Source organism: Pseudomonas pichavaramensis (assembly GCF_050473265.1).
Taxonomy (GTDB): domain Bacteria; phylum Pseudomonadota; class Gammaproteobacteria; order Pseudomonadales; family Pseudomonadaceae; genus Aquipseudomonas.
Genome location: NZ_JBJKFJ010000006.1, coordinates 1 through 22,975 on the forward strand (window position 1 = coordinate 1; position 22,975 = coordinate 22,975).

Below are 22,975 nucleotides of genomic sequence, written 5' to 3' on the forward strand. Positions count from 1 at the left end.
TATTGCGTATGGATTTAACGCAGCACCAGCGATGTACAGGACATTTCTCGTAGAGCCAAAGGCCTGGGCATGATGTCGTTTGACTGGGGGCTGGCACACGGCAGTCGTCTTGTTGGAAGGTTGTTCGCTATATTGCAGCCTGGCTTTTGGAATTCACGCTATGCCCGTCACCATCATCGACTCGTTGCACGCTCTGTCCGCCGATATCTGGGACGGGCTCCTGCCGCGACCTCAGCCGTTTTTGCGGCATGCCTTTCTCAGTGCTCTCGAAGACAGTGGCAGTGTCGGTGGTCGTACTGGCTGGCTGCCTTCGCACCGGCTTTGGTGCGACGAGACAGGGCAGGTGAGGACAGCGCTGCCGGCCTATCTGAAGCAGCATTCCTATGGCGAGTACGTATTCGATCACGCCTGGGCCGATGCCTGTCGACGCGCCGGCATCGCTTACTATCCCAAGCTGCTGGGCGCCATACCCTTTTCCCCGGTCAGCGGTACGCGCTTGCTGGGGGAGCCCCAGGCTGCGGGGGCGTTACTGGATGCGCTGACGCTCGGGCTGGAAACCGAAGGTTTGTCCAGCCTGCATGTCAACTTCACCAGCCCGGCCTGTGATGATGTCTTGAATGAACGTGATGGCTGGTTGGAGCGCATCGGTTGTCAGTTTCACTGGCGCAATCGTGGCTACCGCGACTTTCAGGATTTTCTCGATGCACTCAGCTCGCGCAAGCGCAAGCAGTTGCGCAAGGAGCGTGAGCAGGTCGCTGCGCAGGGCATCGAGTTCGAGCGGCGTCTGGGACACGAGCTGAGCGAGCAGGATTGGGACTTCATCTACCACTGTTACGCCAACACCTATCATGTGCGGGGGCAGGCCCCCTACCTGACGCGGGATTTCTTCAGTTTGCTGGCCGAGCGCATGCCGGAAATGCTTCGTCTGGTGTTTGCCCGGCAGCATGGTCGTCCGGTTGCGATGGCGTTCAGCCTGGTGGATGGCGATACCTTCTATGGTCGTTACTGGGGTTGCCTGGCCGAGTTCGACCGGCTGCATTTCGAAACCTGCTTCTATCAAGGCATGGAGCTGGCGATCGATGAGGGCTTGAAGCGTTTCGATGCCGGCGCGCAGGGCGAGCACAAACTGATCCGCGGCTTCGAGCCGGTCATTACCCGCTCATGGCACTACCTTTGCCATCCTGGGCTGCGCACCGCTGTTGCTGACTTCCTCGAACAGGAGCGCGCCGGAGTGCTTGCATACGCCGAAGAGGCTCGTGGTTACCTGCCGTTCCGGCAAACCGGAGAGAGCTGACTGATCGATCAGGTAGTGGCTGAGCGCCTGGGTCAGCTGTTTGCTGAAAGTTCCTGCAGGCATAGGTTTCTGTAAAAACTTCAGAGCTTTCCGCAAGAAGCTGTTTCGCATCTGCCACTAAATTCCGCCCTTCACTTTCGTCATGACCGTTTTTGCCCTTGTCTGTTGGCCCGACCAGCTGCGCTGGAGTAGTCCGACAGACAGAGCGACTGTTGCGCTTGAAGCAGGTCGTGACGCGATTCGGTGGCCACAAGCGTCTGCTATGGAGGTCGGGAGGGATGCTTCCTGATCGTGCTCACCGGGCATCGGTGTGACGGGAACCGAGGCCGGAGCCGGCATCCGTGAGCGCGGGTGCACTACGCCATTCAGGGCACTGTGCCCTAGAACAACAAATGAGAGGGGAGCCCCCCAATGACAGCTAGTACTCCAATGCTCGTCACCTTCGTGGTGTACATCGCAGCCATGGTGCTGATCGGCCTGATCGCCTATCTGCGGACCAAGAACCTTTCCGACTACATTCTCGGTGGGCGCAGCCTCGGCAGTTTCGTGACTGCGCTGTCCGCTGGCGCCTCCGATATGAGCGGCTGGCTGCTCATGGGCCTGCCGGGTGCGATTTTCGTCGCCGGTATCTCCGAAAGCTGGATTGCCATCGGCCTGGTGATGGGCGCCTACCTCAACTGGCTGTTCGTCGCTGGTCGCCTGCGCGTGCAGACCGAGCACAACGGTAATGCCCTGACTCTGCCGGACTACTTCACCAATCGCTTTGAAGACAACAGCCGCATCCTGCGCATCTTCTCCGCGCTGGTGATCCTGGTGTTCTTCACCATCTACTGCGCTTCCGGTGTGGTCGCCGGTGCCCGTCTGTTCGAGAGCACCTTCGGCATGAGCTATGAGACTGCCCTGTGGGCCGGTGCTGCAGCGACCATCGCTTACACCTTCATCGGCGGCTTCCTGGCCGTGAGCTGGACTGACACCGTGCAGGCCACGCTGATGATCTTCGCCCTGATCCTGACGCCGGTATTCGTGTTGATCGGCACCGGCGGTTTCGACCCGGCGATGACGGCCATCGAGGCGGTCGATCCGAGCCACTTCGACATGCTCAAGGGCGCTACCTTCATCGGTGTGATTTCGCTGATGGCCTGGGGCCTGGGCTACTTTGGCCAGCCGCACATCTTGGCACGCTTCATGGCTGCTGACTCGGTCAAGTCGATCCCGGCTGCCCGTCGCATCTCCATGGCCTGGATGATCCTGACCCTGGCCGGCGCTGTGGCTGTCGGCTTCTTCGGCATCGCTTATTTCTCTGCACATCCTGAGCTGGCTGGTCCGGTCAGCGAGAACCCTGAGCGCGTATTCATCGAGCTGTCCAAGCTGCTGTTCAACCCCTGGATCGCCGGTATTCTGCTGTCCGCCATCCTGGCGGCGGTCATGAGCACTCTGAGCTGCCAACTGCTGGTGTGCTCCAGTGCACTGACCGAGGACTTCTACAAGGCCTTCCTGCGCAAGGGCGCTTCGCAGTCCGAGTTGGTCTGGGTCGGTCGTGGCATGGTGCTGCTGGTGGCGCTGGTCGCGATCGCCCTGGCTGCCAATCCGGAGAATCGCGTGCTGGGTCTGGTGTCCTACGCCTGGGCCGGTTTCGGTGCTGCCTTCGGGCCGGTGGTGATTCTCTCGCTGCTGTGGAAAGGCATGACTCGCAATGGTGCTCTGGCCGGCATGCTGGTGGGCGCCACCACTGTGATCGTGTGGAAGAACTGGATCGGGCTGGGGCTGTACGAGATCATCCCAGGCTTCATCCTCGCCACCCTGGCGATTCTGATCTTCAGCCGTATTGGTCAGGCGCCAAGCCAGTCGATGCTCAGCCGCTTCGATGAGGCCGAGAAGGAATACAAGTCGGTGTGATCGCGCCGGCTGGACCCGAAGGCGATGACTGCCAGGCAGTCATCGCCTTTTTCTTTGCGCTGGCGTTAAGGTAGGCGCCTGCCATTAACCGACGGATACCAACATGACCAGCAAAGACCCGCTTCACGGCCTGACCCTGCAGGCCATTCTCACCGCCTTGGTGGAGCGCGTGGGCTGGGACGGTCTGGCCCGGCAGATCGATGTGCGTTGTTTCAAGCATGAGCCGAGCATCAAATCGAGCCTGGCCTTTTTGCGCAAGACACCTTGGGCCCGTACCAAGGTGGAACAGCTCTATCTCAGGCAGTTCAAGCCCTGAAACGCTCAGTTGAGCTGAAAACCGAGGGCCTGTAGCGCCTGCCGGTAGTTGCTGCCAGCCATACGCAAACCGTTGTTGTGGTTGGCACCATCGATCAACAGCAGTTGCTTGGGCTCGCTGGCGGCTGCGAACAGTTCCTCGCTGAAACGCGAGGGGACGTAGCGATCATTACGGCCGTGGGCGATCAGCACTGGTATACCGACCTCGCCAATCTTGCCCACGGAGTCGAAGTCCTGTGACAGCAGCCAGCGCACGGGGAGCGATGTATTGGTGACGGCGGCCGCGACATCCCCCAGATTGGTGAAGCTGGATTCGACGATCAGGCCGCCGGCCTGCGCCGCATCCTCTTCACTGGCCAGCTGATGGGCGAGATTGACGGCTACCGCGCCTCCCAGTGAATGTCCGTAGATGAAGCGTTTGCCGGGTTCGGGCTGCAGTCTCACCAGGTGTTGCCAGGCGATCGAGGCGTCCTGGTAAACGCTGCGTTCGGAGGGCAGGGCGCCGCGGCTCTGACCGAAGCCGCGGTAGTCTACCGCCAGCACCGAGAAGCCCATGGCATGCAATTGTTCGATGCGAAACAGCTGGCCGGTCAGGTTCCAGCGTGAGCCATGCAGGTAAAGCAATGCGGGCGCATCTTTGCGTGGCGCCGGCCACCACCAGGCGTGCAGGCTCTCCTGCGCCGAGAGGTCGGGTGACTGCAGTTGCACTTCCTCGATCCCAGTCGGCAGGCCGCTGAACCAGCGCGCGGTACCAGGCTCGATACGAAACACCAGTTCGCGTTCGGTCTGCTCCAGTTTGGCGCAGCCGATCGGCAGCAATACCACCAGGCATACCAGGACGATCAGGCTCAGACGGCGGCGCAGCAGCAGGGCCAGCCAGGATGAGGACATGGGCAACACTCGTGAGCGAAAGAAGATGATGCTGACATGGACTGCATATCCAATGCCGGGTTTCGCTTCGGGCCTGCCGCTCTGGTTACCGGGTATTACTGGCGGCTCGCCTGCGGTGCACTCAAGGCGGCCTGGCAGAGTGTCGCGCTGCCAGGCTCCAGGTAGGGCGCGAGTATCGGTGCCATGCCCTTGAGTACCTGTACCGGTAGCGCCGAGGTGAAGGTGAAACGTTCGGCCTCGCGGCCTGGTACGAAGGCGGTGAGGGTGCCGTAGTGGCGTGGGCCTAGGAAGAAAACGAAGGTGGCGGTCCGGTTCATCGCCCGTGAGCTGATCACTCTGCCGCCGGCCCCCACGCTTTCGATGCGGTTATCACCGGTGCCGGTCTTGCCGCCAAGCGTGAGGCTATGGCCGTCCTGCAACTGAAATGTGCCCTGCAGGCGTCGTGCGGTTCCGCCTTCCACCACCTGAGAAAGAGCATCGCGTAATGCCGCCGCCACTTCGGATGCCATTACGCGTTTGGCACCCTGTGTGTTGCGCTCGACACGGGTTTCATAGGGCGTATTGGCGGCAAAGCGCAGCTCATCGATGCGCAGCACGGGCTGGCGAATGCCGTCATTGAGAATGATGCCCATCAGCTCCGCCAGCGCGGCTGGGCGGTCCCCGGAGCTGCCTAGCGCGGTGGCCAATGACGGCACCAGGTGCTGGAAGGGGTAGCCAAGCTTTTGCCAGCGTCGATGGATATCGGAGAAAGCCTCGACTTCCAGCATGATGCGGATACGGCTGTCGCGGGCACTCTTGTGCCGGCTGCGGAACAGCCAGCCATACACTTCCTGGCGCTCGTCTACGCTGGCGGCCACGGCGTCGCTGAACTGGGCCTGCGGATGCTCGATCAGGTAACCCAGCAGCCACAGCTCCAAGGGGTGCACCCGGGCGATATAGCCCTGATCCGGCAGGCTGTAGGCGCCAGGGCCGTAGTCCTTGTACAGGCTTGCGATGCGCTGCTCGCTGAGCTTTTCCTGCGGCAGTTGCTCACGCAGGAAGGCGGCAAAGCTCGCCTCGTCGGCATCTGGCAGCAAATAGCGATGCACGGCCCCGAGGCGTACGGGCGTCTGGCGCAGACCACTGATGAAGGTTTCCAGGCGCTGCTGCTGCGGCTGGCCCTGGTACTTGCGCCAGAAACGCAGGAGGAAGGTGCGCCCCTCGCGGTCGGCAAAGCGCTGCAGATAGGCTTTACGGCGAGGGTCCCTGTCGTCCTTGAGCAGTTCGGCGCTGTTCTGGTAGGTGCTGTAGCGCACCAGGTCGCGCATCAGGCGTACGAAGGGCAGGTTGATCGACTCGCGCAGCGCCTCGCGCAGCGTCGGATTGCGACCGTTGTCCTCCCGACGGAAGTTGCCAAAGGTGTGCATGCCACCGCCCGTGAAGAAGCGCTCGTGCGGGCTGGCCGAGTAGCGTCGTTCCAGCGCGGCCTGCAGCATGCCAGCCAGGTCGGCCTGGGGGTTGGCCAGCAGGTAGTTCACGGCCCAGCGACTCAGATGATCCTGTGCGGCAACGTCCACCTGACGTAACTCGTCCGCTGATTTGTGGCCATGCTGTTGGTGCAGTTCGGCGATGATCTCCAGGTAAGTGGTCAGCACCCGCAGTTTGGCGGTCGACCCCAGTTCCAGCTTGCTACCTTCGTTGATGTCGAAGGGCTGGTCGGTGCTGTCTGTCTGCACGCGCACTCGGCTGCCGCTCGCAGTACGTTCGAACAAGGTGAAGCTGTAGCGTACCTGCGCGGTTTTTTCCGGTGATAGCAGACGCTCGCCGAACAGGCCAATCTGTCCGGCGAATTGCGGATCGGCCAGGCGCTGCAGGTAGTCACTGGTCTGTTGCTGCAGGTCGTGTTGCAGCGTGCTGCGTGCGGCAAGGTCAAGGCGATCCAGGTCGTAGAACGGCATACCCAGCAGGCTGGAAAGGCGGGAGCGGGCGACGCTCGTGCCTTTGTCGCTTTCTATGGCAAGCAGGTTGGGTTCGAGCTGCCAGTCCCGGTAGTTCAGGCGCTGGCCGAGGGCCGCGTCGCGCAGCTCATGGTCGATCAGTCCGCCATTGGCAAGCAGGCGGATGTGGCTCTCGGTCAGCCCCTCCAGATCGTGTCGCCCCTGTGCCAGGTAATAGGAAGGGCGCCGTTGGGCGATCATCAATGACAGTACCTGACGCAGGGCCTGCCCGCGTTCGGCAATAGTCGCGTCGGGCGAGCGGGCCGGGTCGAGCAGGGCGTTGCTACGTTCGAAGTCAGCGCCGTACCAGATGCGCAACCCGTCGGCCAATCCATGCACCTCTCCGTGGCCAGGTGCGGCGGACAGCGGCACGCTGTTGAGATAGTCGCGCACGATGCGCTGGCGTGCTTCCAGCGTCTGCGGTCCTTGTTGATAGGCGCGCACGCTGGCGGAAATCATCTGCCGCAGTTTTTCGCCGGCGGACAGTGTCAGCCCATCGGGGGAGTGGCGATATTTCTCCAACTGCGTGGCCAGCGTGCTGCCCCCGGCGGACTGATCCTGCATGTCGAGCACCTTGCCGACCTGCGACAGTGCGGCCATGGCGAAGCGCGGCCAGTCCACAGCCGGGTTGGCCAGCGGCTGGCTCTCGTCGAGCAATTGACGGTTCTCGATGAACAGCAGGCTGCTCACTATCAGTGGAGCGATACTGGCGAAATCGTCGTAGCCTTGTCGCGGGTACAGAAATTCGTAGAAAGGGGTGCCGCGACAATCACTGACGCTCAAGCCGCTCTGACTCTTCTCGATGAACGGCGGGAAGAGTCCGCGACTGCTGTAGGCCATCAGCGCTGCGGAGAAACGCGATTGTTCGGTGATGCGGTAGTCATATTGCTGCAGTCGCTCCAGCAGCATGGGCAGGTAGGCGTAGCCCTGGCGTTTGTCGAAAGGGCCGTCGGACGGATAGATGATCCTGTCGCTAGGGCCTGGTTCCACCTGGTAGTCGAGGGTCGCGGCATAGCGACTCAGCTCGCGTGACTGGAAATGCGCACTGCGTGACTCGAATACCAGCAGGACGGTAGCGGCCAGTACCAGCAGCACGAGAAGAAGATAGAAGGTCAGCCGCCAGTGTCGTCCTGCAGCAACCGACCTGCGCCCGCCTGGCGTGCCGGCGGAGCCAGTGAGGTCGTCGTGTTGCGGGTTGGATTGCCATGATGCGCCCATAAACCACCGGCCTGGCCTGTCAGCCCCTGTGAACCGCGTTAGTGCTCCAGGCCGGATGCTGACCCTGCGCCGGCTGGACTGCGGTCGTCTCGACTCATGATCTAAAGCGTAGTCGATCAGGGCGACGGTATTGCTCGGCCGACAGGGCTGCTAGACTCGCAGCAACGCAAAATGCAGGGATCTGGCATGCAGCGCGACCATCGAGAGCAGCTTCAGCAGAGCTGGCAGGCCAACGCCGATGCCTGGGCTGCGGCGGTGCGCGAGCAGCGCATCGAAAGCCGGCGCCTGGTCACCGATGCCGCTGTCATCCAGGCGGTGCTGGCGTTGCAGCCCAAGCGTGTGCTGGACGTCGGTTGCGGTGAGGGTTGGCTGTGCCGCGGTTTAGCTGAGCATGGTATCGAGTCGGTGGGGGTGGATGCGTCTGCACCTCTGATCGAGGCAGCCCGCGCCGCCTGTAACGGGCGCAGTCAGTATCGTGTCTGTGGCTACGCTGAACTCGAGCAGCATGCCGAACAGCTCGGTCATTTTGACGTTCTGGTGTGCAATTTCGCCCTGCTCGAAGAGCCGCTGCAACCTATCTTGCGCAGCTTGCACGCCTTGCTCGCTCCCGGTGGTAGTTTGCTGATACAGACCCTGCATCCCTGGCGCGCCAGCCATGGCGAACCCTATCAGGACGGTTGGCGAGTGGAGGACTTCGTCGGCTTTGGCGAAGGTTTTCAGGCACCCATGCCCTGGTTCTTCCGTACGTTGCAGTCCTGGCTGGCACTGATCGGTGAAACCGATTGGCGCCTTGAATGGCTGCAGGAGCCGCTGCACCCTGAGAGCGTCCAGCCGGTTTCTCTGTTGTTGCTGCTCAAACCGCTCTGACCATGCAACTGCTGCTCAATCTCGACGTGCCCGATCTTCCGCTCGCGGTCGAATTCTATCGGCAGGCATTTGGCCTGCGAGTCGGGCGCCAGCTGTTCGAGGGGACAGTGACCGAAATGCTGGGTGCTCCCGTGCCACTCTATCTTCTGCAGCAGGCGCCAGGCAGTCTGCCGTGTCCTGATGCGCGTGTGCGGCGCGACTATCATCGTCATTGGATGCCGTTGCACCTGGATTTTCTCGTAGAGGACCTCGATATCGCGCTGAAACAGGCCCTCGCTGCCGGTGCCAGGCAGGAGGGCGATATCCAGACACATGACTGGGGACGTCTGGTCATGCTCAGCGACCCCTTCGGCCATGGGCTGTGTTTGCTGCAGTGGCGGGGCCAGGGGTATGAACATGTCAGGCATGATCAAGGAGCAATTGATGCGCAAGATTGAATTGGCAGGTACGTCGGTGCCCGTCATCGGTCAGGGTACCTGGCGGATGGGGGAAGACCGGCAGCGGCATTCGCGTGAGGTCGCGGCGTTGCGTGAAGGGCTGGATCTGGGCATGACGCTGATCGATACCGCCGAGATGTACGGCGAGGGTGGCGCGGAGCGGGTTGTTGGCGAGGCCATTGCCGGGCGCCGTGACGAAGTGTTTCTGGTCAGCAAGGTGTACCCGCACAACGCCAGCCTGCAGGGCGTTCAGGAGGCCTGTGAGAGAAGCCTCAGACGTCTGGGCTGCGAGCGAATCGATCTGTATCTGCTGCATTGGCGGGGACGCTATCCACTGGCCGAGACCGTCGAAGGTTTCGAGCGCTTGCGTGAGCAGGGCAAGATAGCCGCTTGGGGCGTTTCCAACTTCGATCTGGATGATCTGCACGAGCTCGACCAGACAAATTGCAAAACCAACCAGGTGCTGTACAACCTGGAAGCGCGAGGTGTCGAGTACGATCTACTGCCCTGGCAGCAGCGCGCCGGCATGCCGCTGATGGCCTATTGTCCGCTCAGTCAGGCCGGCGCTCTGCTGCATGAGCCTGTGCTCTGCGACGTGGCGGCACGGCATGGGGTTACGCCGGCTCAGGTTGCGCTGGCCTGGACCATCAGACAGGACGGCGTGATCGCTATCCCCAAGGCGGTGGGCAATCGACACCTGCAGGACAATGCCGCGGCCGCTACGCTGACTCTGAGCGGAGACGATCTGGCGCTATTGGATGCGGCGTTTCCGCCACCTAGGCGTAAGCAGGCTCTGCAGATGGTTTAGCCGTTGTTGAGCGTAGGGTGGGGTGCACCCGCCCTACGCTACCGCGCTGTAACAGCGCGACTCAACGCATTGGCAAACAGGCTCAGTTGGCCGGATCAGCCGCCAGACGCCCGGCGTCCTTGAGCAGTGCTTTGAGGAAGGCGTCCTGCAGTTCCGGGTCGTTGCGGGTCAGCTCGATCAGGCTCTGCTCCAGCTCGCTGGCCTCTTCTTCCAGGCCCAGGTCGGAGAGTCGCTTGACCCGGTGCACCCACTGCGCGATGTCATCGCCTTCCAGATCATCGAAAATCAGGTCATGTGCTTCGCGCAGTTTGCCGCGCAGGGTGTGGCTGACCATCAGCGTTGCTTCGGCCTTTGCCACGTCGCTGCCCAGCTGGTCCTCCACGCTCAAGCGCAACATGTTCAGGCGCGTTATATCCAGCTCGGTGAAGGGGCTGTCGAGCAGGTTGAGGCGCAAAACTCCCGTACTGTCGGTGAGCAGCTCGAACTGCTCATCACCAGCCTGAACCTGAACCGGTCGTTCGGACCAGGGCAGGTTGCTGTACTCCATGCGCCGGTCCCGTTGCAGTTCTTCGATACTGGCCAGGTTCTGCTCGGCACGGCCATTGGATTCCACATTCATGAACGGATTCAAACCGGCCATGCCGTAGCTGATCCAGTCACGGGTTGCGGTTTCCGGCAAGCTTCCAAGCAATACGACATTGAGCACGTTGGCACCCACGCCCGCCACCACCGCGACGGCGCCCATCGGCACTTCGTACAACTCGCGCCAGGGTTGGTAGGGGGTATAGCGGTCGTAACGGCGGGTCACCTCGAACGCCGTGACTTCATAGCTTTTCTGGTCATGCACCCGAATACGGCGCTGCGGCAGCTCCAGTACCTTCGGCTCACCGGTATCGATCTGCAGCTGATGATCCAGCAATTTACGTTCGACGCGCTCTTCGTGCTCGCTGCGCTGCGGCAAATGGTTGGCGCAGCCACTCAGGAAGAGGGCGCCGCACAGGGCGGCGCCGATCAGGTGAAGGTTGTTGCTCGTGTGCATGATGTCTCGGTGCGGCGCGATCAACGGCTGATACGGGCTTGCAGGAAGGACAGGATTTCAGCCTGCGGAACGGTCTGTGCTTCAGTTTCGGCGCGGCTCTTGTACTCGAGGTTGCCCTCTGCCAGGCCACGATCGCTGACCACTACGCGGTGCGGAATGCCGATCAGCTCCATGTCGGCGAACTTGATGCCGGGGCTGGTCTTCTTGTCACGATCATCCAGCAGCACTTCGAAGCCCGCCGCGGTGAGCTCGGCATACAGCTTGTCGGTGGCTTCACGCACCTGCTCGGTTTCGTAGCGCAGCGGCACCAGCGCGATGTGGAAGGGTGCCAGGGCGTCGTTCCAGCGAATGCCGCGCTCATCGAAGTTCTGTTCGATGGCTGCAGCCACGACACGGGAGACGCCAATGCCATAGCAACCCATGGTCAGAGTCACCGGCTTGCCACTTTCACCGAGTACCTGGCAGTTCATCGCTTCGCTGTACTTGGTGCCGAGCTGGAAGATATGCCCGACTTCGATGCCGCGCTTGATCACCAGTGTGCCCTGGCCATCCGGGCTGGGGTCGCCCTCGACGACGTTGCGCAGGTCGGCAACGGTCGGGACCGGCAGATCACGCTCCCAGTTGACGCCGAAGTAGTGTTTGTCGTCGATATTGGCGCCGATGGCGAAGTCACTCATCAACTCAACCGAGCGGTCGATGATGATCGGCAGCGGCAGGTTCAGCGGGCCGAGAGAGCCGGCACCTGCGCCAATGGCTGCACGCAGTTCGGCATCGGTAGCCATGGTCAGCGGGTTGGCAACCTGTTCCAGGTTGGCGGCCTTGATCTCGTTGAGTTCGTGGTCGCCACGCACCACCAGGGCGATCAGCTTGCCTTCTTCGGCTGCATGAACGATCAGGGTCTTGATGGTCTTCTCGATCGGCAGGTCGAAGCCTTCGACCAGCGCGGCGATGGTTTTTGCATCCGGGGTGTCGACCAGACGCAGTTCTTCGCTCGGCGCTGGACGGCTCTTCTCGCGCGGCAGTGCTTCGGCTTTCTCGATGTTGGCGGCGTAATCGGAGGTGTCGCTAAAGGCGATATCATCCTCGCCGGAATCGGCCAGTACATGGAATTCATGCGAGCCGGTACCGCCGATGGAGCCGGTATCGGCCTGCACCGGACGGTAGTCCAGACCCAGGCGGCTGAACACCTTGCAGTAGGCCTGGTGCATGCGGTCGTAGGTTTCCTGCAACGAGGCCTGATCGGCGTGGAAGGAGTAAGCGTCCTTCATGATGAACTCGCGACCGCGCATCAGGCCGAAGCGCGGACGGATCTCGTCACGGAACTTGGTCTGGATCTGGTAGAAGTTGATCGGCAGTTGCTTGTAGCTGTTGAGCTCGTTGCGCGCCAGATCGGTGATCACTTCTTCGTGGGTCGGGCCGACGCAGAATTCGCGATCATGACGGTCCTTGATGCGCAGCAGCTCGGGGCCGTATTGCACCCAGCGGCCGGATTCCTGCCAGAGTTCGGACGGCTGAATCGCCGGCATCAGCACTTCCAGTGCGCCGGCGGCATTCATCTCCTCGCGTACCACGTTCTCGACCTTGCGCAGCACGCGCAGGCCCATCGGCAGCCAGGTATACAGGCCAGAGGCCAGCTTGCGGATCATGCCGGCACGCAGCATCAGCTGGTGGCTGATCACCACGGCATCGGAGGGGGTTTCTTTCAGGGTCGAAAGCAGGAACTGACTGGTACGCATGTTTGGCCGTTCTGTCGGTTGCTAGGGCTTGGAATAGGCCGGCATTGTACGGTGCCTATACAGTGGCGTACAGAACGGGCGCAAGCTCTGTCCGCGAGTTCTTGAGGCTTTACTGCGTTAACAAGGAGGACGATCTGTGGGATTGACTGCTCTTGAGGTTCAGACACTGATCCGGGCCGGGCTGCCCATGGCTGAAGATATCGACCTGCGGATCGATCGACTGGATGAGAAGGGGGTTCTGGCGAGGGTCCCCTTTCACGCCAAATTGGTGCGTCCAGGCGGAACCTTGTCCGGCCCGACCATCATGGCGCTGGGGGATGCGGCCATGTATGCCGTGGTGCTCGGACGGTTGGGGCGGGTGGAGATGGCGGTTACTTCCAACCTCAACATCAACTTTCTGATCAAACCAAAACCGGTGGATTTGTTGGCTGAGGCGCGGATCTTACGTTTGAGTCGCCGGCAGGCGGTGTGCGAAGTTTCGTTATATTCCGCTGGTAATGAGAATGAGTTAGTTGCGCATGTAACAGGTACCTATGCACTTCCTCTGTAATTATTGAATGTCCCCATAAAAGAAAAGGCCCGGTTTCCCGGACCTTTCTTATTCAAGTCTCAGCTGATTCCCGAAATTACAGGATGCTCAGCGGGTACTCGATGATTACGCGAACTTCGTCGATCGACGGAGAGCCGTAGTAGACACCGTCGCTGCTGCGATAGGTGGCTTGACGAACGCGCATGTTCAGGTCTTTGGCCGGGCCGTCCTGGACGGTGTAACCCACCTGGATATCGCGCTCCCACTCTTTGCCGTTGTTGGTTGTACCGGTATCAGCACCGGAGCCGCTGATGTAGCGAGCCATGAAGGCCAGGCCCGGTACGCCGAACTCGGCGAAGTCCAGGTCATAGCGCAGCTGCCAGGATTTTTCGTCCTTACCGTTGAAGTCAGAACGTTGTACGGAGTTGGCCAGCCAGACGGTACCACCGCCATCAACACCGTAGTCATAGCCGCGGGTGTAGATGTTCCCTTCGTCGTCAACGGAGGTGTAACCGCCGTGGGACTTCTGATAAGCGGCGGTCAGAGTGTGAGCGCCAAGGTTGTAAGCGGCCGACAGACTCCAGATGGTGTTGTCTTCGCTTTTACCAGTGCCGGTGTACTCTTTGTCATAGTCGGTTTTGTAGATGTTGAAATCAAAACCGAGCGACTGATCTTCGCTGATGCCGAAGGTGTAGTTGACGTTACCGTAGTACTTCTTGAACGCGTCTTCGACGTCGGAGTAGTACAGGGCAGCCGATAGGTCATCGGTGAAGCTGTAGGAACCGCCGATTACGTCGGCGCCTTTCAGGCCAATGCTGTCGCCATAGGTTTGGGCCTGCGCATTGATGCCGGTGAAGTGGCCAGCGTGCAGCTCCAGGCCTTCGATTTCGTTGCTGGTTACCAAGAAGCCTTCAGCGGTTTCCGGCAGCAGGCGGCTGTCGTCGGTGCTCAGAACTGGCAGAGCGGTAAATTGGTCGCCGTACTTCAGCACAGTGTTGGACAGGCGCAGTTTTACGGCGCCGCCAGCTTCGGAGTAATCGTCCTGGGAACGACCATCGCTGCCTTTCGGGAAGAGGCCGGTGTCGACGCGCCCTTTGCCGCTGTCCAGTTTGATGCCCAGCAGGCCAATGGCGTCAACGCCGAAACCTACGGTGCCTTGAGTGAAGCCGGACTCGTAGGTGGCGATGAAGCCTTGACCCCATTCTTGCGGGTCATCGTTCAGGCTCGGGTCGTTGCGGAAATCGCGGGAGAAGTACAGGTTGCGGCTCAGAACATTCAGGCTGCTGTCTGCAACAAAGCCGTTGGACTCGGATTGCGCGCTGGCGAATGCCAGTTGGCTGGTGCCCGCGGCTACTGCCAGGGCGATTACGCTCCACTTCATCACTTGCATCGTGATTGCTCCTTTGGTTTAGAAGAGTTGCGCTGCCCACTTTTTTGTTATATGGGCGGCTCTTTCTTTTTGTGTCGGCGCTAACTTATAGCACGCAGCCAATATTGGCGATAGTTGCAGTCTATTCATTACGGCTTTGTTCATAACGTTGTCGCTTGGCGTTATGAATAATGTCGCAAATCTGTAGTTCTACTTGCGCTTCGCTAGAGCCGACGTTTGCGCGGTTCTTGGTTGCCTGGTACCGCTGTTATTGGTCCACTGCACGGCGCACCGGGCATTGCTCAGAGAGTTAGCAAAAGTCGTGCTCAAAATGCTCTCGTCTCGCTAAAACCTTGATTCTTGGGCGTGTGAAGCCGATTTTCTCTGTGTCGGCGCTGCTTCCTGCGTGTGCTGGTGGCTTAAATGAGGTCTTGCGGGACGCCTTTGTTCGATCTGACTCGTGCATTGTAGTGGGGCCTGCCGGTAACGCTTTGGGGCATCCATTACGGGAAGAAACAAAATGGTGCGCGCTGGCAGGGCGCCTGAGGCTATTGCGCTCTGTGTTGGTGCGTTGCGGTTCGGGTGAATTGTCTTGGCAGGGCGCGTATGCTGCGCGCCACTAAGCTTGGCGCGCTGACGCTAAGCTTGATTGGGCCAGTAAAGGAGGATAGTCATCATGTTTGCCCTCGATTCACGTCTTCAGCAGGATTGCCTGCAGGTCGGAGACTTTCCTCTCAGCCGCTTGCTGCTGATGAATGACGCCACTTACCCCTGGTTCATCCTCGTGCCGCGGCGTGAAGAGGTCAGTGAAATCTTTCAGCTCGATATGGCGGATCAGCGCCAGCTCTGGCTGGAGACCTCTCTCTTGGCCGAAACGCTCAAGGACACCTTTGCCGCGGACAAGATGAATGTGGCGACGCTGGGCAACGTTGTCAGTCAGTTGCATATGCATGTGATTGTGCGTCGGCGAGATGATGCTGCGTGGCCGGCTCCAGTATGGGGTCGACAGCCGGCACAGCCTTATACGGCCGAGCAGGTACGGCACATTCTCGACAAACTGCGTATGGTGCTGACCGAGAACTTCGAGTTCGCAGGGGAGCAGGTATGAGCATCGAGGCGCGGGTCATGGAGCTGGAAAGCCGCCTGGCTTTTCAGGATGACACCATTCAGTCGTTGAGCGATGAGCTGGTGGAGCAGAGCAAGCGTATCGAACGCCTGCAACTGCAGTTGACAGTCTTGGCTCGTCGGCAGGAGGAGTTGAATGGTCAGGTCGGCGCCTCCGAGGACGAAGCGCCGCCGCCGCATTATTGATGTGAAAAAGCCCGGTTTCCCGGGCTTCTCTTTGTTCGTTTCCTTAGCGCCTTGAAGGTGCGGCGGCAATGACATCCTCAGCCTGCAGTCCTTTGTCACGCTGCATGACCGAAAACTCTACGCGCTGGCCTTCGATGAGTACGCGATGACCTTCGCCGCGAATGGCGCGAAAATGCACGAAGATGTCTTCGCCCGAATCGCGGGAAATGAAGCCGAAACCTTTGGAGGTGTTGAACCACTTGACCGTGCCTGTCTCGCGGTCTTCCTGGTTGCTGCTGGAGTTAACGGGCGCCGGAGCATACTGCTGTTGCGAATGCGACTGTTTGCTGAACTGCGCGCCCAGTTGCAGGATCGCTGCGCTGCAAAGTGTCAACAAAGGCAGCCAGATGGCTGGTTTGTCGCCGATGCTGGGTAGCGGGGCCAGGAGAATCAGGGCTTGCACGACGGTTGCCAGAATCACCAAGGCAGACGACAGGCTGAGTAGCTGCTGGCGAGCATTCAGAGCGCTCTGTTGCGATGCGGCAAACAGATTGAGCAGGCCAATCAGGGCCAGGTAAACGGCATTGGGCGTGGCAAGGAAGGAACCGGTAAAAACAGGTATGGCAGACAGCAGCAGGGCGGCAAACCCTGCCACGAGATGGGCAATCTTCAACATCTTTGACGAACTCACTTAATTGAATGATGACTCAAGGTGCTGCGGAGGGAGCGCACATGGTAGATGGCCAGCTGAACGGTCATCGCCCGCTAGTGCGCGAGGCCAGCGTCGCCGCAGGACTGTAAAGCGGCGCGCCGGACTATTTAACAGCAAAGGAAGAGGCTTCTCAAATCAAGCGCTTAGCATGGCTTCGTCGGTGCCTGGATGGACCTGATTGCGGCCGCTGCGCTTGGCTTGATAGAGCGCGTCGTCGGCTCTTGTCAGGAGAGACTCGAAGGTGTCCTCCGCTTCGGCCATGGCGCAGCCGAACGAGGCGGTAATGCTGTCCAGGACCTGGTCGGTCCTTCTTACCTTGATCCGCAGTGACTGGATCTTGTGGCGCAACTGCTCGGCAAAGCCCAGAACTTCGTTGAGGTCTGCGCAGTTGCGCAGCACCACGCAAAACTCTTCGCCGCCATAGCGCGCTGCGAAAGCACCGGATGGCAGCAGGTCCCGCAGTAGCTGACCGACGTGCTGCAACACCCGATCACCGAGTGGATGGCCGTACTGGTCGTTGAATTGCTTGAAGTGATCGATATCCAGAATCACCAGGGCCAGGCCTGGTTGCGAGTCACTCAGGGCTCGTTCCAGAAGGCGAGTGAACGCATGGCGGTTGAAGACTCGCGTCAGACTGTCGAGTGTGGCGGCCTGGTGGGCACGCTCCAGCTGGCTGCGCAGGTGAGTGATTTCCTGCTGGGCGGCGCGCAGGCGATAGAGAAACTTCTCCTGCTGGTCCTGCATCTGCTGAGTGCTTTCCTGCAGTTCGCTCAGCACGCTGGGCAGGTCGTCGATGATCGGTTCCTGCAGAGCGCTAAGCCCCTGACTCAGGCTCTGCTGATAGTGTTGGCTGCCGATCACGCTGCGTGATACGTCTCCCTCTATATCGTCGACAAGCTCGATCACCTGCTGCTGACCTGCGCGCGCCTCCTCCAGCTCCCCGCGAATGATGTAATCGCGAAACAATCGGCTGGCGGTTTCCGTGGGAAACACATCGAAGTCTTCCACCGCTTTGTCCATGCGGCGATTGAGTTCCGGTTCGCTGCCTCTGCTGTAGGTGTACCACAGGGCGTAGTGAACCGGATTGGGCGGTATGTCGTGACGCATCATCAAGGGCACGGCTTGCTTAAGGAGCGCGGCGGCCTCTCGGGTTTCCTCCGGATACAGTTCGATGATGCTGGGCGGTTTGCTTGGCTGACTCATGGATGCTGGAAACTCACTGGCGAATGGCCAGAGCATAGATCAGAGCTAGGCTGCGTGCCTAATGAAAAGGCCCGGATAACCGGGCCCTTGTATACCTCAAGCAGCCAGCAGGCTACGCAGCATCCACGCCGTTTTCTCGTGGACTTGCATGCGCTGAGTGAGCAGGTCAGCGGTGGGCTCGTCACTGACCTTGTCCAGCAGCGGAAAGATGCCGCGAGCGGTGCGTACTACTGCTTCCTGGCCCTGCACGAGCAGTTTGATCATTTCATCAGCGCTGGGCACCCCTTCCTCTTCCTTGATAGAGGACAGGCGAGCATAGGCGGCGTAAGTGCCAGGGGCGGGGAAGCCCAGGGCACGGATACGTTCGGCGATCGCATCAACCGCCAGGGCCAGTTCGGTATATTGGCCTTCGAACATCAGGTGCAGGGTATTGAACATCGGCCCCGTGACGTTCCAGTGGAAGTTGTGGGTCTTCAGATACAGGGTGTAGGTGTCGGCCAGCAGGCGCGAGAGGCCTTCGGCGATGGCGGCGCGATCCTGTTCGGCGATTCCGATATTGATTTCCATGGTCTTTCTCCTTTCAGGTGAGCCCAGGTGGTCTGTCCTGCGATGTTGAAAGAAGCCTAACACGCAGGCATTCAGGGGGATCTTGGCTTATATCAATGAAAGCGATGGTTAGAAGCTATTGGTAGCCTGCGGTTCATTTTTTATGAAGAAAGAATGCTTACAGGCCGCTGCGCCACGGGTGGTTTAGCCAATCGATACCCGGCTTGCCTGGTCAGCGATGTGCCAGTTCCGGTTGTCGCTGCAGTGTGTGGTTGAAAATTTCGACCCAGTGATTGCTGAACTGTTGCCCGGCCAGGTTGTTGACTTCGAGAATGGCGCGCAGCAAAGGACGCTTGCTCAGTGTCTGGTGAGCCCGCTCATGAGTACGCGCGTCGAATGTGTCCGCTATATGCAGAATCAGGGCGCCCGGTGTGATTTCCGCCTCGCGTAGCCCTTTCGGATAGCCACTGCCATCGACGTGTTCCTGATGGTGCAGGATGATTTCCATCGCAGCAGACCAGTCGGGCATCCGCCTGAGGAGATCACTCGCCATGCGTGGATGGGCTTGCATAAGGCGACGTTCTTCTCGGCTGAAGTGACTTTGCTTGTGCAGAAGCTCCAGAGGCAGAAAGGCCATGCCGAGGTCGTGTAAGCACACTGCGGCGGCGAGCTGAGCAGGGTTCTCGGCATGTCCACCTGATGCATTCATGCTTAGCGCCAGGTCGAGCAGGCGCAGGTTACGGCCCTGCCAGTAAATTGAGCGCTGCTCTGCTGCCTCGGTCAGGGCGCAAAAGAACTGCAGGTCGGCGGTGAGGGTGATGTCATGGCGTGCTAGCAATGCTGCTGTCTGGCTGGTTTGGATCGGCTCTTGTGTTTGCAGGCCTGTGCTTGGGTCCATCTGTAGTAACAGCTCGCGGCGGATTTGGCTCTGAAGCTCCGCGGGCGCCATGGCCAGCCCCTGTAACGCTTGGCATATCTGGTCGATCTGCGCCGGGTTCGGCGGCGTATCCGCGCCTTTCAGCGCATGGTCTACAAGTGCGCGTAGTCGATCGAGGCACAGCAGCAGGATGTCGCTCAACAGGCTGTCGAAGTTCAGGCGTCCCGAGCGCAGGGCGTCGAGAACGTCTTCCATCGCCTGCGGTAAAGGCATCAGTTCACTAAGGCCGACATAGCCGAGATTGCCCTTGATCGTATGTATCAGGCGAAACAATGCGCGTAGCCGCTCTGCATTCTGGGGCGTCTTTTCCAGGTCGATTAGCAATTGCTCGCAGCGTGGGAACTGCTCCGCAGCATCGAGCCGGAAATCTTCCAGCAGGTCGCTGGAAAGATCGGTGTGAGAGGGCGTGGCCATGGTGATTCTCCACGTTAGCGGCCCTGCTCATTATAGAAGGCTCTTGCCGGGCGGCTGCGTCGCGGCGATTTACGCTATATAATCCCGCTCTTTATCGAAGCGCGGCGTGGTTTGCCGCGTAGTGGCTCCTGCCCAAGGCGTTGGGGGGCTGCCTGACCTGTCCAAGACCTTAGAGAAGCGAAACACGATCATGATGCGCAGCCACTATTGCGGCCAGTTGAACGAGAGCCTGGATGGCCAGGAAATCACCCTTTGCGGCTGGGTTCACCGTCGCCGCGACCATGGCGGGGTGATCTTCCTCGATATCCGTGATCGTGAAGGCCTGGCTCAGGTGGTGTTCGATCCGGATCGCGCCGAGACCTTCGCCAAGGCCGACCGCGTGCGCAGCGAGTACGTGGTGAAGATCACCGGCAAGGTGCGTCTGCGTCCGGAAGGCGCGCGTAACCCGAACATGGCGTCCGGCGCCATAGAGGTGCTGGGTTACGAGCTGGAAGTGCTCAACGAAGCGGAAACCCCGCCGTTCCCGCTCAACGAATACACCGACGTCGGCGAGGAAACCCGCCTGCGCTACCGCTTCATCGACCTGCGCCGTCCTGAGATGGCCGAGAAGCTCAAGCTGCGCTCGCGCATCACCTCGAGCATCCGCCGCTACCTCGACGACAACGGCTTCCTCGACGTCGAGACGCCAATCCTGACCCGTGCTACCCCGGAAGGCGCGCGTGACTACCTGGTGCCTAGCCGCACCCACGCTGGCAGCTTCTTCGCCCTGCCGCAGTCGCCGCAGCTGTTCAAGCAACTGCTGATGGTCGCCGGCTTCGACCGTTACTACCAGATCGCCAAGTGCTTCCGTGACGAAGATCTGCGTGCCGACCGTCAGCCGGAATTCACCCAGATCGACATCGAGACCAGCTTCCTCGATGAAAAAGACATCATGGACATCACCGAGACCATGGTGCGCAACCTGTTCAAGGAAGTGCTGGATGTCGAGTTCGGCGAGCTGCCGCACATGACCCTGGCCGAGGCCATGCGTCGTTTCGGTTCGGATAAGCCGGACCTGCGTATCCCGATGGAGCTGGTCGACGTTGAAGATCAGCTGAAGGATGTCGAATTCAAGGTCTTCGCCGGGCCGGCCAACGATCCGAAGTGCCGCGTCACCGCGCTGCGCGTACCGGGCGGGGCGAGCATGCCGCGTAAACAGATCGACGACTACACCAAGTTCGTCGGCATCTACGGCGCCAAGGGGCTGGCCTACATCAAGGTCAACGAGCGTGCCGCCGGCGTTGAAGGTCTGCAGTCGCCGATCGTCAAGAACATCCCGCTGGACAACATCAACGTGATCCTCGATCGCGTTGGCGCGGTCGACGGCGACATCGTGTTCTTCGGCGCCGACAAGGCCAAGATCGTTTCCGAAGCTCTGGGCGCGCTGCGCATCAAACTCGGCCATGACCTGAACCTGCTGACCTGCGAGTGGGCGCCGCTGTGGGTCGTCGACTTCCCGATGTTCGAGGAAAACGACGACGGCAGCCTGACCGCCATGCACCACCCGTTCACCTCGCCCAAGTGCAGCCCGGAAGAGCTCAAGGCCAATCCGGCCGGCGCACTGTCGCGCGCTTACGACATGGTGCTCAACGGCACCGAGTTGGGCGGCGGTTCGATCCGTATCCACGACAAGAAGATGCAGCAGGCCGTGTTCGAGGTGCTGGGCATCAGCGAAGCGGAGCAGGAAGAGAAATTCGGCTTCCTTCTCGATGCGCTGAAGTTCGGTGCACCGCCCCATGGTGGTCTGGCCTTCGGTCTGGATCGTCTGGTCATGCTGATGACTGGCGCGCAGTCGATCCGTGAAGTGATCGCCTTCCCGAAAACCCAGAGCGCGGCCTGCGTCATGACGCAGGCGCCGGGGCTGGTGGATGCCAAGTCGCTGCGTGAGCTGCATATCCGCCTGCGCGAGCAACCCAAGGCCGAATAAGCCTGCAAAAGAAGCCTGGAGATCCCAGGCTTCTTCGTTATGGGGTGGAGAGGCCCAAGCGCTTACGCCCCGGCAATTGTGAAACCTTAAAGATGGAGTGAGTTATGGCTGGTCATTCCAAATGGGCCAACATCAAGCACCGCAAAGGGCGTCAGGACGCCAAACGCGGCAAGATCTTCACCAAGCTGATTCGTGAGTTGACCGTCGCCGCCAAGCACGGTGGCCCGATCCCGGCGGATAACCCGCGTTTGCGCCTGGCCGTGGACAAGGCGCTGACCAATAACATGTCGCGTGACGTGATCGACCGCGCCATCGCCCGTGGTGCCGGCAACAACGAAGCCGACAACGTCGTTGAATTCAGCTACGAAGGTTATGCGCCGAGCGGTGTGGCAATCATCGTCGAAGTGATGACCGACAACCGCAACCGCACCGCGGCCGAAGTGCGGCATGCCTTCAGCAAGTGTGGCGGCAACCTCGGTACCGACGGTTCGGTAGCCTACATGTTCGAGCGCAAGGGTCAGATCAGCTTCGCTTCTGCGGATGAGGACGCGCTGATGGAAGCGGCGCTCGAAGCAGGCGCCGATGACGTGGAAATGAGTGAAGACGGCGCCGCCCTGGTGTCCACCAGCTTCACCGAATTTCACGCGGTGATCGAGGCGCTTGCTGCTGCCGGCTTCAAGGGTGACGAGGCGGAAATCGCCATGATCCCATCGATCAGCGCGCCAATCGCCGATCTGGAAACCGCGCAGAAGGTGTTCAAGCTGATCGACATGCTCGAAGACCTGGACGACGTGCAGAACGTTTACCACAACGCCGAAGTCGCTGACGAGATCATGGAACAGCTCGGCTGAGACGCAGGTCAGTGGTGTGACAGAAGCCGGGGGCGCCAACAGCGTTTCCGGCTTTTTGCGTTAGGCGTCGTGGTTTTTCCGGGTGCGCGGATGACGCCATCGAGGTCGCCCCGTATACTCGCCAACTGGATAAATAGACAGTTGCTGATATGACCCTGATCCTAGGCATCGACCCTGGCTCGCGCATTACCGGGTATGGCGTGATACGTGATACCGGACGCGGTTGCGAGTACGTGGCCTCTGGCTGCATCCGCACCGGCAACGGGGCGTTGGCCGAGCGCCTGCAGATCGTCTTTCGCGGCGTCAGTGAGGTGATCGCCACCTACGGGCCGATGACCATGGGCATCGAACAGGTGTTCATGGCGCGCAACGCCGACTCGGCGCTCAAACTCGGGCAGGCGCGCGGTGCGGCTATCGTTGCGGCGGCCGAAGCCGGGCTGGAGATCAGCGAGTACACCGCCACCCAGGTCAAGCAGGCGGTGGTCGGTACTGGCGCGGCCGACAAGCAGCAGGTGCAGATGATGGTCATGCACTTGCTCAAGCTGGTGCAGAAGCCGCAGATCGACGCCTCCGATGCGCTGGGTATCGCCCTGTGCCACGCCCACCACCGGCAAAGTCTCATTCCCCATGGGCTGGCCAGCGCCAAGCGGCGCGGCGGCCGTCTTCGTTTATAACCTGCTA

At 60.5% G+C, this 22,975-nt stretch carries 20 protein-coding genes and 2 pseudogenes; 12 read left to right on the forward strand and 10 right to left on the reverse strand.

Annotation, left to right across the window (positions count from 1 at the left end; all coding sequences use genetic code 11):
- The first annotated feature begins 160 nt into the window (after positions 1–160).
- The 3 genes from ACJRW5_RS11185 to ACJRW5_RS11195 all read left to right on the forward strand — a co-directional run bounded on the left by ACJRW5_RS11185 (position 161) and on the right by ACJRW5_RS11195 (position 3,506).
- Positions 161–1,294 carry a GNAT family N-acetyltransferase gene (locus tag ACJRW5_RS11185; protein ID WP_484570590.1) on the forward strand — a complete coding sequence of 378 codons (1,134 nt, stop codon included), beginning with the start codon at positions 161–163 and terminating at the stop codon, positions 1,292–1,294.
- Between the two features lie 411 nt (positions 1,295–1,705).
- Complete coding sequence (gene putP, locus ACJRW5_RS11190) at positions 1,706–3,190, forward strand: sodium/proline symporter PutP (RefSeq protein WP_484570591.1); 1,485 nt, start codon at positions 1,706–1,708, stop codon at positions 3,188–3,190.
- A 103-nt stretch (positions 3,191–3,293) separates the two neighbouring features.
- Entirely contained in the window at positions 3,294–3,506 is a 213-nt protein-coding gene (locus ACJRW5_RS11195; protein ID WP_484570592.1) for a VF530 family protein, read from the forward strand.
- 5 nt (positions 3,507–3,511) lie between these two features.
- Here the strand turns inward: ACJRW5_RS11195 and ACJRW5_RS11200 are convergent, their stop codons facing one another.
- Entirely contained in the window at positions 3,512–4,396 is an 885-nt protein-coding gene (locus tag ACJRW5_RS11200) for an alpha/beta hydrolase (protein ID WP_484570593.1), read from the reverse strand.
- A gap of 95 nt (positions 4,397–4,491) precedes the next feature.
- A complete protein-coding gene (locus ACJRW5_RS11205; protein WP_484570594.1) occupies positions 4,492–7,590 on the reverse strand; it encodes a transglycosylase domain-containing protein in 3,099 nt (1,032 codons plus the stop codon).
- Positions 7,591–7,776: 186 nt separating this feature from the next.
- Here ACJRW5_RS11205 and ACJRW5_RS11210 point away from each other — a divergent pair, with 186 nt between their 5' ends.
- From ACJRW5_RS11210 to ACJRW5_RS11220, 3 genes are read left to right on the forward strand one after another with little or no spacing between them, the layout of a single operon-like run.
- Entirely contained in the window at positions 7,777–8,457 is a 681-nt protein-coding gene (locus tag ACJRW5_RS11210; protein WP_484570595.1) for a class I SAM-dependent methyltransferase, read from the forward strand.
- A gap of 2 nt (positions 8,458–8,459) precedes the next feature.
- A complete protein-coding gene (locus ACJRW5_RS11215) occupies positions 8,460–8,894 on the forward strand; it encodes a VOC family protein (RefSeq protein WP_484570596.1) in 435 nt (144 codons plus the stop codon).
- Entirely contained in the window at positions 8,881–9,702 is an 822-nt protein-coding gene (locus tag ACJRW5_RS11220; RefSeq protein ID WP_484570597.1) for an aldo/keto reductase, read from the forward strand. Before ACJRW5_RS11215 ends, ACJRW5_RS11220 begins: the two co-directional genes overlap by 14 nt.
- A gap of 82 nt (positions 9,703–9,784) precedes the next feature.
- Here ACJRW5_RS11220 and ACJRW5_RS11225 read toward each other — a convergent pair whose 3' ends face one another.
- Both ACJRW5_RS11225 and ACJRW5_RS11230 read right to left on the reverse strand, forming a co-directional pair.
- A complete protein-coding gene (locus ACJRW5_RS11225; protein ID WP_484570598.1) occupies positions 9,785–10,741 on the reverse strand; it encodes a hypothetical protein in 957 nt (318 codons plus the stop codon).
- A 20-nt stretch (positions 10,742–10,761) separates the two neighbouring features.
- On the reverse strand, positions 10,762–12,477 hold the full coding sequence (locus ACJRW5_RS11230) for a proline--tRNA ligase (RefSeq protein WP_484570599.1): 1,716 nt from the start codon (positions 12,475–12,477) through the stop codon (positions 10,762–10,764).
- A gap of 142 nt (positions 12,478–12,619) precedes the next feature.
- Here ACJRW5_RS11230 and ACJRW5_RS11235 point away from each other — a divergent pair, with 142 nt between their 5' ends.
- Positions 12,620–13,027 (forward strand): PaaI family thioesterase, encoded by a 408-nt coding sequence (locus tag ACJRW5_RS11235; protein WP_108234859.1) that lies wholly within the window; start codon positions 12,620–12,622, stop codon positions 13,025–13,027.
- Positions 13,028–13,103: 76 nt separating this feature from the next.
- Here the strand turns inward: ACJRW5_RS11235 and ACJRW5_RS11240 are convergent, their stop codons facing one another.
- A complete protein-coding gene (locus ACJRW5_RS11240; protein ID WP_484570600.1) occupies positions 13,104–14,396 on the reverse strand; it encodes an OprD family porin in 1,293 nt (430 codons plus the stop codon).
- A 655-nt stretch (positions 14,397–15,051) separates the two neighbouring features.
- On the opposite strand from ACJRW5_RS11240, the gene ACJRW5_RS11245 reads away from it, so the two are divergent.
- Together ACJRW5_RS11245 and ACJRW5_RS11250 are read left to right on the forward strand one after the other, a co-directional pair.
- Positions 15,052–15,483, forward strand: coding sequence for an HIT family protein (locus ACJRW5_RS11245; RefSeq protein WP_484570601.1), 432 nt, complete (start codon positions 15,052–15,054; stop codon positions 15,481–15,483).
- Positions 15,480–15,686 (forward strand): SlyX family protein, encoded by a 207-nt coding sequence (locus ACJRW5_RS11250; protein WP_484570602.1) that lies wholly within the window; start codon positions 15,480–15,482, stop codon positions 15,684–15,686. Before ACJRW5_RS11245 ends, ACJRW5_RS11250 begins: the two co-directional genes overlap by 4 nt.
- Positions 15,687–15,729: 43 nt before the next feature.
- Here ACJRW5_RS11250 and ACJRW5_RS11255 read toward each other — a convergent pair.
- From ACJRW5_RS11255 to ACJRW5_RS11275, 5 genes and pseudogenes are all read right to left on the reverse strand, one after another.
- Positions 15,730–15,948: pseudogene (locus tag ACJRW5_RS11255) on the reverse strand (cold-shock protein); the annotation flags it as partial.
- 87 nt (positions 15,949–16,035) lie between these two features.
- Positions 16,036–16,341: pseudogene (locus ACJRW5_RS11260) on the reverse strand (cold shock domain-containing protein membrane protein); the annotation flags it as partial.
- 171 nt (positions 16,342–16,512) lie between these two features.
- A complete protein-coding gene (locus ACJRW5_RS11265) occupies positions 16,513–17,580 on the reverse strand; it encodes a GGDEF domain-containing protein (protein ID WP_484570603.1) in 1,068 nt (355 codons plus the stop codon).
- Positions 17,581–17,676: 96 nt separating this feature from the next.
- Positions 17,677–18,147 (reverse strand): Dps family protein, encoded by a 471-nt coding sequence (locus ACJRW5_RS11270; protein ID WP_072422775.1) that lies wholly within the window; start codon positions 18,145–18,147, stop codon positions 17,677–17,679.
- Between the two features lie 211 nt (positions 18,148–18,358).
- The gene (locus tag ACJRW5_RS11275) at positions 18,359–19,477 is read right to left on the reverse strand and encodes an HD-GYP domain-containing protein (RefSeq protein ID WP_484570604.1); all 1,119 of its coding nucleotides are present in this window, start codon (positions 19,475–19,477) and stop codon (positions 18,359–18,361) included.
- A gap of 190 nt (positions 19,478–19,667) precedes the next feature.
- Here ACJRW5_RS11275 and aspS point away from each other — a divergent pair, with 190 nt between their 5' ends.
- From aspS to ruvC, 3 genes are all read left to right on the forward strand, one after another.
- Positions 19,668–21,443: an aspartate--tRNA ligase gene (gene aspS, locus ACJRW5_RS11280; protein ID WP_484570605.1), complete on the forward strand. Its 1,776-nt coding sequence runs from the start codon at positions 19,668–19,670 to the stop codon at positions 21,441–21,443.
- Positions 21,444–21,547: 104 nt separating this feature from the next.
- Positions 21,548–22,294: a YebC/PmpR family DNA-binding transcriptional regulator gene (locus ACJRW5_RS11285; RefSeq protein ID WP_484570606.1), complete on the forward strand. Its 747-nt coding sequence runs from the start codon at positions 21,548–21,550 to the stop codon at positions 22,292–22,294.
- Positions 22,295–22,443: 149 nt separating this feature from the next.
- Complete coding sequence (ruvC, locus tag ACJRW5_RS11290) at positions 22,444–22,968, forward strand: crossover junction endodeoxyribonuclease RuvC (protein WP_047592699.1); 525 nt, start codon at positions 22,444–22,446, stop codon at positions 22,966–22,968.
- Positions 22,969–22,975: the final 7 nt, after the last annotated feature.

Coding starts and splice junctions, on each gene's coding strand:
- ACJRW5_RS11270 (WP_072422775.1), bottom strand. CDS start 18,147: ATGGAAATCAATATCGGAATCGCCGAACAGGATCGCGCCGCCATCGCC.
- ACJRW5_RS11185 (WP_484570590.1), top strand. CDS start 161: ATGCCCGTCACCATCATCGACTCGTTGCACGCTCTGTCCGCCGATATC.
- ACJRW5_RS11240 (WP_484570600.1), bottom strand. CDS start 14,396: ATGCAAGTGATGAAGTGGAGCGTAATCGCCCTGGCAGTAGCCGCGGGC.
- ruvC (WP_047592699.1), top strand. CDS start 22,444: ATGACCCTGATCCTAGGCATCGACCCTGGCTCGCGCATTACCGGGTAT.
- ACJRW5_RS11195 (WP_484570592.1), top strand. CDS start 3,294: ATGACCAGCAAAGACCCGCTTCACGGCCTGACCCTGCAGGCCATTCTC.
- ACJRW5_RS11200 (WP_484570593.1), bottom strand. CDS start 4,396: ATGTCCTCATCCTGGCTGGCCCTGCTGCTGCGCCGCCGTCTGAGCCTG.
- ACJRW5_RS11285 (WP_484570606.1), top strand. CDS start 21,548: ATGGCTGGTCATTCCAAATGGGCCAACATCAAGCACCGCAAAGGGCGT.
- ACJRW5_RS11275 (WP_484570604.1), bottom strand. CDS start 19,477: ATGGCCACGCCCTCTCACACCGATCTTTCCAGCGACCTGCTGGAAGAT.
- ACJRW5_RS11230 (WP_484570599.1), bottom strand. CDS start 12,477: ATGCGTACCAGTCAGTTCCTGCTTTCGACCCTGAAAGAAACCCCCTCC.
- ACJRW5_RS11250 (WP_484570602.1), top strand. CDS start 15,480: ATGAGCATCGAGGCGCGGGTCATGGAGCTGGAAAGCCGCCTGGCTTTT.
- ACJRW5_RS11210 (WP_484570595.1), top strand. CDS start 7,777: ATGCAGCGCGACCATCGAGAGCAGCTTCAGCAGAGCTGGCAGGCCAAC.
- ACJRW5_RS11225 (WP_484570598.1), bottom strand. CDS start 10,741: ATGCACACGAGCAACAACCTTCACCTGATCGGCGCCGCCCTGTGCGGC.
- ACJRW5_RS11245 (WP_484570601.1), top strand. CDS start 15,052: ATGTTTGCCCTCGATTCACGTCTTCAGCAGGATTGCCTGCAGGTCGGA.
- ACJRW5_RS11265 (WP_484570603.1), bottom strand. CDS start 17,580: ATGAGTCAGCCAAGCAAACCGCCCAGCATCATCGAACTGTATCCGGAG.
- ACJRW5_RS11215 (WP_484570596.1), top strand. CDS start 8,460: ATGCAACTGCTGCTCAATCTCGACGTGCCCGATCTTCCGCTCGCGGTC.
- ACJRW5_RS11205 (WP_484570594.1), bottom strand. CDS start 7,590: ATGGGCGCATCATGGCAATCCAACCCGCAACACGACGACCTCACTGGC.
- aspS (WP_484570605.1), top strand. CDS start 19,668: ATGATGCGCAGCCACTATTGCGGCCAGTTGAACGAGAGCCTGGATGGC.
- ACJRW5_RS11220 (WP_484570597.1), top strand. CDS start 8,881: ATGCGCAAGATTGAATTGGCAGGTACGTCGGTGCCCGTCATCGGTCAG.
- putP (WP_484570591.1), top strand. CDS start 1,706: ATGACAGCTAGTACTCCAATGCTCGTCACCTTCGTGGTGTACATCGCA.